The 11,423-nt window shown below is 65.3% G+C and carries 9 protein-coding genes; 2 read left to right on the top strand and 7 right to left on the bottom strand.

Annotated features, from left to right (window positions below; all coding sequences use genetic code 11):
* Positions 1-82 precede the first annotated feature (82 nt).
* The 7 genes from ACQKPE_RS10515 to ACQKPE_RS10485 form a co-directional block, all read right to left on the bottom strand.
* A complete protein-coding gene (locus tag ACQKPE_RS10515) occupies positions 83-457 on the bottom strand; it encodes a hypothetical protein (RefSeq protein ID WP_427665540.1) in 375 nt (124 codons plus the stop codon).
* Complete coding sequence (locus ACQKPE_RS10510) at positions 454-795, bottom strand: helix-turn-helix domain-containing protein (RefSeq protein WP_427665538.1); 342 nt, start codon at positions 793-795, stop codon at positions 454-456. Before ACQKPE_RS10510 ends, ACQKPE_RS10515 begins: the two co-directional genes overlap by 4 nt.
* A gap of 88 nt (positions 796-883) precedes the next feature.
* Entirely contained in the window at positions 884-1,324 is a 441-nt protein-coding gene (locus tag ACQKPE_RS10505; RefSeq protein ID WP_427665536.1) for a YkvA family protein, read from the bottom strand.
* A 282-nt stretch (positions 1,325-1,606) separates the two neighbouring features.
* Positions 1,607-2,338, bottom strand: a complete 732-nt coding sequence (locus ACQKPE_RS10500; RefSeq protein WP_427665534.1) for an FKBP-type peptidyl-prolyl cis-trans isomerase — start codon at positions 2,336-2,338, stop codon at positions 1,607-1,609.
* A 201-nt stretch (positions 2,339-2,539) separates the two neighbouring features.
* Positions 2,540-2,902, bottom strand: coding sequence for a nitrite reductase small subunit NirD (gene nirD / locus ACQKPE_RS10495; RefSeq protein WP_427665533.1), 363 nt, complete (start codon positions 2,900-2,902; stop codon positions 2,540-2,542).
* On the bottom strand, positions 2,902-5,454 hold the full coding sequence (nirB, locus tag ACQKPE_RS10490; protein WP_427665531.1) for a nitrite reductase large subunit NirB: 2,553 nt from the start codon (positions 5,452-5,454) through the stop codon (positions 2,902-2,904). Before nirB ends, nirD begins: the two co-directional genes overlap by 1 nt.
* Before the next feature lie 318 nt (positions 5,455-5,772).
* Entirely contained in the window at positions 5,773-9,783 is a 4,011-nt protein-coding gene (locus ACQKPE_RS10485; protein ID WP_427665530.1) for a molybdopterin-dependent oxidoreductase, read from the bottom strand.
* A 310-nt stretch (positions 9,784-10,093) separates the two neighbouring features.
* On the opposite strand from ACQKPE_RS10485, the gene ACQKPE_RS10480 reads away from it, so the two are divergent.
* Positions 10,094-10,297 carry a ParD-like family protein gene (locus ACQKPE_RS10480; protein WP_375101996.1) on the top strand — a complete coding sequence of 68 codons (204 nt, stop codon included), beginning with the start codon at positions 10,094-10,096 and terminating at the stop codon, positions 10,295-10,297.
* A complete protein-coding gene (gene map, locus ACQKPE_RS10475; RefSeq protein ID WP_427665528.1) occupies positions 10,294-11,070 on the top strand; it encodes a type I methionyl aminopeptidase in 777 nt (258 codons plus the stop codon). The genes ACQKPE_RS10480 and map overlap by 4 nt, the downstream gene beginning before the upstream one ends.
* Positions 11,071-11,423 lie beyond the last annotated feature (353 nt).

Below are 11,423 nucleotides of genomic sequence, written 5' to 3'. Positions count from 1 at the left end.
GGGCGGGTTGACCACCACGTAGTCGCCGCTGCCGGCCTGGTACTGGTAGTAGGTATCCGTCACCTGGAAACCGATCTCCCGCCTAGCTCGCGACTTCCTCGGGGTAAGGGTATTCGAACACCCGCACCACCTCCGAAGCATGCCAGGAGGCCGCTTCCAGGCCATCCACCGGCCCGGAGAACCGCCCCAGTCGCTCGACGCACTCGAAGAAGCCGGTACGCGGCAGGCGGCTGGCGCCTTGGCTGATCACCAGTGAACTGCGCAGCGGCTGCTCGGCACGGGCGTCGAGCACAGCCAGGTACTCCAGGGCGGCGGTGAGGGTCTGCATGGCAGGAGTGGGCAATTGCAGGCGCTCGAGCAGCGCGCGGTAGGTCAGCAAATGGCGCTGGCGGCGGGCCAGGTCGAGCTCGTCCAGCAGGTTTTGCCAATGCTGACGGCTGATCCTGACCTGGCTCATGATGGCTCGCTCCAGCCGGCAACGCCCAGGTGCCAGGCCAGGCTGCGCAGGATCGCCGCATCAGGCTGGCGCTCGCCGGACTCGATCATCGCCAGGTAGGCCGGGCTGATGCCGACGCTGCGCGCCAGTGCCTCAGGGGCCAGGCCCTTGCCCTCACGCAAACGCGCCAGCTCGCCCAACGAGGGCAGGCTGGCGCTGGGTGAAGCGTCTTGGGGCTGGGGCGCGGTGTCGACGCTGGCAGGCGGTTGCCCTGCCGCCTTGAGCAGTGCCTGGTATTGCGCCCAGGGCACGACTGCGTACTCGGGTTGACCGTCCCGGCTGATGACCTGAATACCCATACAACCCCCTTACTTGGGATTACCGCATGTAATCCGTCGGCATAATGCTTATGCCAATTATATTACCAAGCGCGGGAGTCTGTGCAGGTCAAGGGGTACGTCTTTCCAGGCGCAACGCTTCGGGGGTATCTGGCAGGCGCTCGACAACGCGTAGGCGTTCCGGCGCCTGGCCGTCACGCCAGGCCTTGAAGCGCGCCAATTCGTCGGACACGGTCTTGAGCACCCAGCCCAGCACCGCGATGTCATCCAGAAAACCCACGCCCAGCAACCAGTCGGGAATGGCATCCAGGGGGCTGACGAAATACAGCAGGCCCGCGACGATGGTCACCAGCGCCTTGGGACTCACGGCTCGGTACTCGCCGCGCCACCAGGCCAGGCACAACGCTTGTAGCAGGCGTACGTCCTCACGCAACTGGCCAAGCCGTGGCCCCTTGCGTGCCACGGCGAACAACAAGGCGGGCAAGCGACCACGGCTCAGCAAGCGCTCGGCCAATGGCAGGAAGCGGACGAAATTCCAGGGTGCACGCATGGAACCTCCAGAAGTGCGCGTAGGTTATCCACATATTTTGTGGATAACCTTGTGAACAGGGCAGCGCGGTGGGGGGTGTGGCGCCCGCGTGGCAAGGGCCTCGCTTAGATCGGGCGTTTTTTACACAACCGTTTCAGACACGCAAACGATTTGTGTCAGATGCGTCCGAACACGTCGCGCTGCAAGTACTCCGACAGTGCGACGGCCACGGGGTTCGCGTCAAGCCCCGGCAGAAACGACGACGCCCCGTCGAAACGGGGCGTCTTGGGTACAGCGTACGGCTTACTGGGCCGGTGCTTCGGCTTCGCCTTGCGGCTGGCTTGGGTCTTTGATGCCCAGCAGCTCCAGGTCGAATACCAGTACCGAGTTGGCCGGGATCAGCGGGCTCGGGCTCTGGGCGCCGTAGGCCAGTTCGGCTGGGATGTACAGCTTGTACTTCTCGCCGACGTGCATCAGTTGCAGGCCTTCGACCCAACCCGGGATCACACCGCTTACCGGCAGGTCGATCGGGCTGCCGCGCTCGACGGAGCTGTCGAACACCTTGCCGTCGGTCAGCTTGCCCTCGTAGTGCACGGTGACCACGTCGGTCGGCTTGGGCTGCGGGCCGTCAGCCTTCTTCACCACTTCATACTGCAGGCCGGAGGCGGTGGTAACCACGCCAGCCTTCTTGCCATTTTCCTCGAGGAACTTCTTGCCGGCAGCGGCCGCCTCCTCGCTGGCCTTGGCCAGGCGCTCCTCGGCGCGCTTCTGCAACGCGGTGAAGGCTTCGACCAGCTCTTCATCCTTGAGGCGCTGTTCTTTCTTGGTGACCGCGTCTTCGATGCCGAGGGCAACGGCTTTGGAGTCCAGGTCGTCCATGCCTTCCTGGGCCAGGCTCTTGCCCATGTTCAGGCCGATACCGTAGGAGGCTTTCTGTGCTGGTGTTTTCAGCTCGACGCTGCTGGTCTGGGAGTCGCAGCCCGCGAGCACCAGGCCAACCAGGGCAACCGCAGCCGCCAAACGATGTTGTTTCATGCTAATTCCTTGTTCATGCGCCATAAGGGCAAATCAGGGTAAAGCCGCGAGCTTATCAGGCGGCCATGACCAATGGCTACCGGCATAAGAGACGGTTTCCAGGGCGAAGTTCAGTGGATAAAGGGATCTTCATCCACACAGCCGCCGATACCGTTTTTTCCTACGCTTCCTGAACCCTATTCTTACAACGCACTAGCATCCTCAGTGCAGCCCAAGCTCCACCTGCTCCCCACGCACCCGCACCGGCCATACCCGCAGGCGCTGCGCGTCATCCTCCAGGCAGCGGCCATCACGCAGGCAGAAGTGCTGCTTGTACAGCGGCGCAGCCACCACCAGCTCGCCGGCCACACTGCCCACCAGGCCGCGGCCGATGATGTTCGCCCCCGAGCGCGGGTCGCGGTTGTCGATGGCGTACACCGCCTGTTCCTGGCCCGGCAGGTAGAACAGCGCCACCTGCGCGCCGTCGAACCAGGCCACCACGCCCGAGTCGGCCACCAGGTCCTGGACCTGGCAGACCGCTTGCCATTGAAGATCGTGTGCCACGGCAGCATTGGAACGGTTCATCAGACAACCTCCTCGACAGTGGGAATCAGGTGCAGCGATGCCGCCGGCCGGCGCTGTTCGCGTTCGCGCACGAAGTGCACGTCCGGGTCGGGGCGCTGGTCGTTGACGAAGGTGCGGAAGCGCTTGAGCTTCTCGGGGTCTTTGAGGGCGTTGGCCCATTCGCATTCATAGCGGTCGACCACGTGCTGCATCTGCGCCTCGAGTTCGGCCGCAAGGTTCAGGCTGTCGTCGAGGACCACCGCCTTGAGGTAGTCCAGCCCGCCTTCCAGGCCCTCGCGCCACACCGAGGTACGCTGCAATTTGTCGGCGGTGCGGATGTAGAACATCAGCACGCGGTCGATCAGGCGTATCAGGGTTTCATCGTCCAGGTCGGTGGCGAACAGCTCGGCATGGCGCGGGCGCATGCCGCCGTTGCCGCAGATGTACAGGTTCCAGCCCTTGTCGGTGGCGATCACGCCGATGTCCTTGCTTTGCGCCTCGGCGCATTCGCGGGTGCAGCCGGACACCGCGAACTTGAGCTTGTGCGGCGAGCGCAGGCCCTTGTAGCGGTCCTCGATGCGCAGGGCCATGGCCACGCTGTCCTGCACGCCATAGCGGCACCAGGTGCTGCCCACGCACGACTTCACCGTGCGGGTCGACTTGCCGTAGGCATGCCCGGTCTCGAAGCCGGCCTCGATCAGCTCGCCCCAGATCAGCGGCAGCTCGTGCAACTGCGCGCCGAACAGGTCGATGCGCTGGCCGCCGGTGATCTTGGTGTAGAGGTCGTATTTCTGCGCCACCTGGCCGATCACGATGAGTTTTTCCGGGGTGATCTCGCCACCGGGAATACGCGGCACCACCGAGTAGGTACCGTTCTTCTGCATGTTGGCCATGAAGGTGTCGTTGGTGTCCTGCAGCGGCACCAGGGACGGGTCCATGATCGGCTGGTTCCAGCACGATGCGAGGATATTGCCCACTGCTGGCTTGCAGATGTCACAGCCAAGGTGGCCTTTGCCGTGGCGTTCGAGCAGTTCGGCGAAGGTGCGGATGCCCCCTACCCGCACCATGGCGTACAGCTCCTGGCGGGTGTAGGCGAAGTGCTCGCACAGGCTCTTGTCGACGGTCACGCCGCGGGCGGTGAGTTCATGTTCGAACACCTGCTTGAGCAAGGCTGCGCAGCCGCCGCAGCCAGTGGCCGCCTTGGTGCAACCCTTGACTGCAGCGAGGTCGCCACAGCCGCTGTCGATGGCCGCGCAGACCGCGCCCTTGCTGACGTTGTGGCATGAGCAGATGGTCGCACTGTCGGGCAACGCATCGGCGCCCAGGGCCGGGGCACCGCCGCTTTGCGGCAGGATCAACGCCGCCGGGTCGGCGGGCAGTGCGATGCCGTTCTGCGCGTATTGCAGCAGGGTGTCGTAGTAGCTGTTGTCGCCCACCAGCACCGCACCCAGTACGTGCTTGCCGCTGGCGTCCACCACCAGGCGCCGGTAGCTGGCGTTGGCCTCATCGATGAAGCGGTAGCTGCGCGCCCCCGGCGTGGCGCCGTGGGCATCGCCGATGGAGCCGACGTCAACGCCCAGCAGCTTGAGCTTGGTGGACATGTCGGCCCCGGTGAAGGCCTCGCTCGGCGCATCGAGCAGCAGCGCGGCGAGGTTGCGCGCCATGCTGTAGCCCGGCGCCACCAGGCCGAACACGCTGCCATTCCACGAAGCGCATTCTCCGATGGCGAAGATGCGTGGGTCACTGGAGCGGCAGTCGCCATCGATCACCACGCCGCCGCGTGCGGCGATGTCCAGGCCACTGGCGCGGCCCAGGGCGTCCTGCGGGCGGATGCCGGCGGAGAACACCACCAGGTCGGTTTCCAGGTGCTCGCCGCCGTCGAAGTTCATGCGGTAGCGGTAGCTTTCGCCGGCACTGATCGACTGGGTGGCGTGGGACAGGTGCACCCCCACGCCCAGCGCCTCGATCTGCGCACGCAGTGCCGCGCCGCCTTCGGCATCCAGTTGCACCGGCATCAGGCGCGGGGCGAACTCCACCACGTGGGCCTCAAGGCCCAGGGACTTGAGCGCGTTGGCCGCCTCCAGCCCCAACAGGCCGCCGCCGACCACCACACCCCGGCGCGCACCGCTGGCCGCTGCGCGGATCGCATCGAGGTCGTCGAGGGTGCGATAGACCAGGCGTGCCGTGCCGCTGGAACCTTCGATCGGAGGAACAAAGGGATAGGAGCCGGTGGCCAGCACCAGGCGGTCGTAGCCATAGCGGCCTTCGGCGGTAACGATTTCGCTGTGCTCGCGGTCGATCTCCAGCACCGCTTCACCCAGGTGCAGGTGCACGCCATGCTGGCCGTAGAAGTCGGCCTCGCACAGCGCCAGCGCCTCGGCATCGCTGCCGCCGAAGTACTCGGACAAGTGCACGCGATCGTAGGCGCGCTGGCGCTCCTCGCCGAACACCCGCACTTCGAAATGCGCCAGGGCGCCGCGCTCGACCAGTTGCGCGACCAGGTGGTGGCCGACCATGCCGTTGCCGACGATGACCAGTCGCTCAAGTTGCCCGCCGTTCGCTGTTGCCTTCATAGCCGATCCTCGATCACGGTTCGCGGGGTTGCCCGCGGCAAAGACAAAAAAAAACGCCTGGAGCCAAAGCTCCAGGCGCCTTTGCCTGTACTCATCAGTGTGAGGCCCCTGCTGATCGCCGTTGATCGGCGGGGCATGTTGTAGAACGGGTGAAGCAGGGAGTGTGCCAATTCGGCTGACCGTGGTGGCATCTTCGCGGGCAAGCCCGCTCCTACAGGGCTATGCAGCGCCGCCGCCCCTGTAGGAGCGGGCTTGCCCGCGAAAGGGCCAGCAGCCTCACTGCATCACCCCAGTGCAACCCGCCCAATCCCGGTGCATTCAATACACATCGCGCCGGTAGCGCTTGTCGCGGTTCAGCCCCTCCACATAGGCCGTAGCCGCCGCCTCGTTCATCAGCCCATGCTGGGCCACCACCTGGCGCAACGCTGCGTCCACATCCTTGGCCATGCGCTGGGCATCGCCGCAGATGTAGAAATACGCGCCGTCCTGCAACCAGCGCCACAGCTCGGCGCCCTGCTCCAGCATGCGCTGCTGCACGTACACTTTCTCGGCCTGGTCACGGGAAAACGCCGTGCTCAGGCGCAGGTGCCCGCTGGCTTGCCAGGCCAGCAGCTGTTCGCGGTAATAGAAATCGCAAGCCTCGTGCTGTTCGCCAAAGAACAGCCAGTTTCTGCCTGCCGCACCACGCGCTTCACGTTCCTCGAGGAACGCGCGAAACGGCGCAATACCGGTGCCGGGGCCGACCATGATGATTGGCGTGGCGTCGTTCTCGGGCAGGCGGAAGTGCCGCGAAACCTGCGGAAAAATCGCCACCTCCAACGCATCGCAGCGGTCGGCCAAAAAGCTCGAGCACACGCCTTTGCGCTGGCCGTAGCGCACCGTGGAAACGGTCAGGTGCACTTGCTCCGGGTGAGCCGCTGGGCTTGAGCTGATGGAATACAAGCGCGGCTGCAAGGGCTTGAGCAGTGCCAACCAATCGGCCAGCAACAAGCGCTGGGGGAAGGCGCGCAGTACATCGGGCAGTTGCTTGCCCCATAGCCAGTCCTTCAGTTCAGCGTGTTGCTCGGGTTGCAGCAGGTGGCGCAAACCTTCGGCATCGGCGTCCTGGCTGAACGCCTCCAGTTGCGCAGGCGTCACCTTGGCGATTTCCAGGTGCCGCTCCAGCGCATTGGCCAAGGGCATGGGCGGCAGGTTGGGTGGCTCGACCACTACCTGGCCATCGAAGCCCATCAGCTCGAGCAGCTCGCGCACCAGCGCCGGGCAATTGCGCGGCCATACGCCAAGGGCATCGCCCGGCTGGTAGGTCAGGCCGCTACCGCTGAGGTCGAACACCACTTGGCGGGTTTCCTTGCTGGCACCTGGGCCATTGAGCACACGGTTTTCCAGCAGTGGCGCAAGGCACGGGCGCTGCTTGGCGAACGCGGTTTGCGGCTCAGGCTCGAGCACTTCGCTGATGCTCGAGCCCAGCGCTGGCAACAGCGCTTGCAGCCAATTGGCGAAGGGCTGGTCGAAATCCGGCTCGCAGTCGACCCGCTGCAACAAACGCCGCCCGCCAAGCTCGGCCAGGCGCTGGTCGAGCTTGCGACCGAAGCCGCAGAACTGGTCATAGCTGGAGTCGCCCAGGGCCAATACGGCGTAAGGCAATTCGGCGCACAGGCTGCCCTCCTCGCCCTGCAAGGCCTGCCAGAACGCCACGCCACTGTCGGGTGCATCACCGTCGCCGAAAGTGCTGGCAATCAACAGTACGCTGGCGGCGCCGCGCAACTGGGCAGGGCTGACCGACTCCATGCAGTCGAGCGCCACCTCAAGGCCCGCTTCACGCAGGTGCCCGGCGCAGCGCTCGGCCAAGGCTTCGCCATTACCGGTTTGCGAAGCCCACAGTACTCGGTGGCGAGGCCCCTCGGGCACAGGCGCACCCGCCGGCTTCGCGAACAGACCGGCCAGCAAGCCATCGACGAACAGCCGCCGCTGTGGCGCCAGTGGTGCGTTGGCAGGCAGGCTTGGTGCGCCGTCGACACGGGCCTGGGCCAGGCCAAGCAGGAAACCTTGCAGATAGTGGCGCTCGTCGTCGCTCAGGGTCGGAGTGGGCAGCGACTCCAGGCCAAGCAAGCGCGACAGACTGGCGGTCGGTGTGCTGGCCGGAGCGACGTCGCCCAGCTCGAGGGCTTCGATACGCTCGCCAGCGACCCGTTCCAGGGCCACAGCGCAGTGTTTCAGGGCAGGCTGCAACGAGGTGGGGTCGACCGCATCGCAGGTCACGGCGTTGACTGCCAATTGCTCGCCGTACAGGTCGTTCCAGTGGAACGGCGCGAAGCAGTTGCCTGCCATCACCCGGTCGCTGATGCGTGCGGGTAGCACCGCCTGGCCGCGACGCGAGCGGATCGCCACTTGGTCTTTGTCGGCGATGCCCAGGCGCTGGGCGTCGGCCGGGTTGATCTCGACGAAGGGGCCGGGTTCGAGTTTGTTCAGGCTCGCCACCTTGCCGGTCTTGGTCAGGGTGTGCCACTGGTGCTGCACACGGCCGGTGTTGAGCACCAGCGGGAAGTCCTCATCGGGCAGCTCCGGCGCAGGCAACCAGGGCCGGGCGAAGAAGCGTGCCTTGCCGCTGGCAGTCGGGAAGGCCAGCGCGGGGATGTGCTGGCCATCGCGCAGTTGCTGCTGGCTGATGCCGTCGTTGAGGTAGCGCAGCGGGTTACGCTGGCCTGCCTGGCCAGGGGCGCACGGCCACTGGCGCGGTTGCTCGCGCAGCGCGGCGTAGTCGATGCCGCGCAGGTCATAGCCGGTGGCGGGGTTGTGGAACTGGCGAATCTCGTTGTACACGGCCTCGGCGTCGGGGTAGTCGAAGGCCTCGGCATAGCCCATGGCGCAGGCCACCCGGGCAATGATTCGCCAGTCCTCCAGGCTTGCACCGGGGGCCGCAACGGCGCGTGGCATCAGGGTCAGGTTGCGCTCGCTATTGATCATCACACCCTCGCCCTCGGCCCACAGCGCGGCCGGCAGGAGGATATCGGCGTAGCGGTTGGTCTCGGTGTCGAGGAAGGCGTCCTGGGCGATCACCAGTTCGGCCTGGTTCAAGCCATCGATCACCTGTTGGCGGTTGGCGACACTGGCCACTGGGTTGCTGCAAATGATCCAGCAGGCCTTCACCTCGCCGCGCTTCATCTGCTCGAACAACGCCACCGTGCCCTCGCCGCCTTCGCTGCGCAGGCTGCCCGGCGCCAGGCGCCACTGCTGCTCGACGAACGCCCGGTCGCCCTCGACTTGCGCCGAGCGCTGGCCCGGCAGCCCCGGCCCCATGTAGCCCATCTCGCGCCCGCCCATGGCATTGGGTTGGCCGGTCAGCGAGAACGGCCCGCTGCCGGGGCGGCAGATGGCGCCGGTGGCCAGGTGCAGGTTGCACAGTGCGTTGGTGTGCCAGGTGCCGTGGATGCTCTGGTTCAGGCCCATGGTCCAGCAGCTCATCCACTGGCCGGCAGCGCCGATCCATTCGGCGGCCTGGCGGATATCCGCTTCGGCAAGGCCGGTGAGTGTGGCCACGCGCTCGGGGGTGTAGTCCTCCAGGAAGGTCGGCATCTCGTCCCAACCTTCGGTGTGGCAGGCGATGAAGTCGGGGTCGGTGTGGCCATTGGCATGCAGCAGGTGCAGCAGGCCGTTGAGCAGCGCCAGGTCGCTACCGGGGCGCACTTGCAGGAACAGGTCGGCCTTGTCGGCGGTGGCGCTGCGGCGCGGGTCGACGACGATCAGCCGGGCACCGGCCTTGAGGCGGTCGAGCAGGCGCAGGAAAAGGATGGGGTGACAGTCGGCCATGTTCGCGCCGATCACCAGGAACACCTCGGCGTGCTCGAAATCCTGGTAGCTGCCCGGTGGGCCATCGGCGCCGAGGGACTGCTTGTAGCCGCTGCCGGCGCTGGCCATGCACAGGCGTGAGTTGGACTCGATATGGCGGGTGCGGATGTACCCCTTGGCCAGCTTGTTGGCCAGGTATTGGGCCTCCAGCGACATCTGCCCGGACACGTACAGCGCCACGGCGTCTGGCCCATGTTGGTCGATAATGCCGCGCAGGCGCGTGGCGGCCTGGTCGATGGCGGTGTCGAGCGCCGTGCGCACCGGAGGATGCTGACGCTGCTGGCGCACGAAGGCCTGCTCCATGCGCCCGGCGGCAGTCAGCGGCAGGTGCGCGGTGAGGCCCTTGGTGCACAGGCGGCCGAAGTTGCTCGGGTGCTGCTTGTCGCCGCTGATCTTGCTGACCTTGCCATCGGCCACGCTCATGACGATGCCGCAGCCTACCCCGCAATACGGGCAAACACTGCGTACCTCGCTGCTGCTCATGGGCCGTTCTCCTGTGGGCAAAACGCAAAAAGGCGCCGGCTGCCCCGGCTTGCTTGGCAAGCGGGGCAACACGGCGCCTTTGTCGTGAAAAGTGTTGGGAGCCATCGGCGTTGACGGTTCCGGATGGGGTGAATCAGCAAGTTCCGGGCCAGCAGGCCTGCGGCTCCGAAGCCTGCGTGCTGCGTGCTTCGCAGGCATGCCTGCGGCCTACAGGAAGCGCACCGTCCTGGCGCCAAGCGCACCATGAGGTAGCAAGACGCGGGCGAATGACGATATGCTTCGTATACGTTTCATATAAAGGAGCCCTGCCATGGGTATCGTCAAGATCGCCGACGACCTCCACGAAGACCTGCGCATCGCCAGCGCCGCGATGTCGCGTTCGATCAACGCCCAGGCCGAGCACTGGATTCGCCTGGGCATGCTCGCCGAGCTGCACCCCCAAGCGACATATCAGGACCTGCTGCGCCAGCTGTTGCGCCAGGAGCAGGCCAACCTCAAGGAACTGCTGCAATGAGCAAAGTGATTCTCAAGGACGAAGCCCAGTTGGCGCTGATGCGCAATGCGGGCCAGCTGTTGACCCAGGTGTTCGCCGACCTCGATGGTTTCATCCGCCCTGGCGTGACCACGATGCAGATCAACGACCGTGCCGAGGCGTTCATCGTCCAGACGCTGAAGGCGCGACCGGCGAGCAAGGGCCAGTATGGGTTTCCCTATTCGCTGAATACGTCGGTCGACCAGGTGGTCTGCCATGGCATGCCCAAGGCTGACGAGGTGCTGCAAGAGGGTTCGATCGTCAACGTCGACATCACCCTGGAACAGGGTGGCTATATCGCCGACTCGTCGAAGATGTACTGCATCGGCAGCATCAGCGAGGATGCCCGGCGCTTGGTCGATACCACGTACCAGGCGCTGTGGAAGGGTATCGAGCAGGTTCGTCCGGGCGCTACGCTGGGGGATATCGGGCATGCGATCCAGGCCTTCGCCGAGGCGGCTGGCTACAGCGTGGTACGTGAGTATTGCGGCCATGGCATCGGCAAGCAGATGCACGAGGCGCCGCAGGTGCTGCATTACGGGCAGCGTGGGATGGGCATGAAATTGCAGCCGGGGATGGTGTTTACCATCGAGCCGATGATCAACCAAGGGCTGCGTGGAACGCGTACGCTGAAGGATGGTTGGACGGTGATAACCCGCGACGGGGCATTGTCGGCGCAGTGGGAGCACACCGTGGCGGTGACTGAGAGTGGGTATGAGGTGTTGACCCTGCGCGAGGAAGAACGCGCCGCTTAAAGCCGCAGCGCCCTCGCTTTGGCTCTCGCTTTCGCCGTTGATCTTGCTGTTGATCTTGCTGTTGATCTTGATCTTGATCTTGCTGTTGATCTTCGCGACTTCCAGAAGGCCGAACGGAGGCGTCTGAAGGGCCATGGCGCGTAGCGCCCTTCGGCGTAGCCGAAGTCGCGAGATGTAGACTTGCGAAGCAAGTCGTAGGCCGCGAAGGCCCGTAAGACGCCGGAGTGAGGGGACCCGGAGCGCAGCGCAGGGCCGTATGGGGGAGCAAGCGGTTTTTGCTTACTTTTTTCCAAGAAAAAAAGTAAGTCGCCGTAAGGGCGAAAAGGTGAATGAGCGCCACCAAAGCAAATGGA

Origin of the sequence: Pseudomonas sp. NPDC089554 (genome assembly GCF_050280645.1) — a bacterium.
Taxonomy (GTDB): domain Bacteria; phylum Pseudomonadota; class Gammaproteobacteria; order Pseudomonadales; family Pseudomonadaceae; genus Aquipseudomonas.
This window is presented reverse-complemented; position numbering and strand designations above follow the sequence as displayed.

Bases quoted from the DNA above. Each gene is read 5' to 3' on its own strand.
- map (WP_427665528.1), top strand. From the start codon at position 10,294: ATGAGCAAAGTGATTCTCAAGGACGAAGCCCAGTTGGCGCTGATGCGC.
- ACQKPE_RS10485 (WP_427665530.1), bottom strand. From the start codon at position 9,783: ATGAGCAGCAGCGAGGTACGCAGTGTTTGCCCGTATTGCGGGGTAGGC.
- nirD (WP_427665533.1), bottom strand. From the start codon at position 2,902: ATGAACCGTTCCAATGCTGCCGTGGCACACGATCTTCAATGGCAAGCG.
- ACQKPE_RS10510 (WP_427665538.1), bottom strand. From the start codon at position 795: ATGGGTATTCAGGTCATCAGCCGGGACGGTCAACCCGAGTACGCAGTC.
- nirB (WP_427665531.1), bottom strand. From the start codon at position 5,454: ATGAAGGCAACAGCGAACGGCGGGCAACTTGAGCGACTGGTCATCGTC.
- ACQKPE_RS10480 (WP_375101996.1), top strand. From the start codon at position 10,094: ATGGGTATCGTCAAGATCGCCGACGACCTCCACGAAGACCTGCGCATC.
- ACQKPE_RS10515 (WP_427665540.1), bottom strand. From the start codon at position 457: ATGAGCCAGGTCAGGATCAGCCGTCAGCATTGGCAAAACCTGCTGGAC.
- ACQKPE_RS10505 (WP_427665536.1), bottom strand. From the start codon at position 1,324: ATGCGTGCACCCTGGAATTTCGTCCGCTTCCTGCCATTGGCCGAGCGC.
- ACQKPE_RS10500 (WP_427665534.1), bottom strand. From the start codon at position 2,338: ATGAAACAACATCGTTTGGCGGCTGCGGTTGCCCTGGTTGGCCTGGTG.